This window comes from Kitasatospora phosalacinea, from assembly GCF_000716545.1.
Taxonomy (GTDB): Bacteria; Actinomycetota; Actinomycetes; order Streptomycetales; family Streptomycetaceae; genus Kitasatospora; species Kitasatospora phosalacinea.
Window position 1 is genome coordinate 1 of sequence record NZ_JNWZ01000170.1, and the last position, 617, is coordinate 617.

Genomic DNA, 617 nt, shown 5'->3' on the forward strand with positions numbered 1-617 from the left:
TGTCAGTTGTACTCGCGTCACACGCCACGGTCTACCGGATCAAGCGCGACCACAAGGGCGAAACCCGCAGATTGATCACAACCAGATACGCACCCTAGTGCCGCATCAGGCAACGTTCGCCCCGTGCTTGGCCGGTCGAGTGCGGATCGCGCGGGGCACGTAGTCTCGCGGGATGCATTCTCACCTGAGCTTCGAGAACCCTCCCGCGCTGCCTCATGAGGTCGTGGTCGAGACGTTGGAGCGGGCCCTGCGGGACCGCTCGCACGAGGGCGCGGCGGCGGACGCCCTGGTCGGAATCGCCTTGAGCGACGACGACCGGGAGTTCGTCGAGCACTGGTGCATGGAGGTCGGGACGCGCGCCGTGTCGGGCAGTCCGCTTCTCGGGTTGGCCGGCCTGTGCCTGGGCCATACCGCTCGACGCTTCGGCCATCTTGGCGACAACGCCCTCGTGCTGGCGAAGTCGCTGGCGGTGCGTGCTGAAACGGACCCCGCGGACGTGGATGGTCGGGCTCTCGACGGTTACTGACGTCGGCTTGTCAGGGTGAGGTTGGGGTGTCGAGGGTCAGGCCGGTGCCGGCTATGAAGCCGTCGAGGGTCTCGGGGCGGTACTGCAGGCG

General features: G+C 67.3%; 1 protein-coding gene and 1 pseudogene. One reads left to right on the top strand and one right to left on the bottom strand.

The genetic code is table 11. The features are described 5' to 3' along the window. Positions 1-172 precede the first annotated feature (172 nt). Positions 173-526 carry a hypothetical protein gene (locus tag OO48_RS33985; RefSeq protein ID WP_033223525.1) on the top strand — a complete coding sequence of 118 codons (354 nt, stop codon included), beginning with the start codon at positions 173-175 and terminating at the stop codon, positions 524-526. Between the two features lie 10 nt (positions 527-536). Here OO48_RS33985 and OO48_RS41105 read toward each other — a convergent pair. After that, positions 537-617: pseudogene (locus OO48_RS41105) on the bottom strand (transposase); the annotation flags it as partial.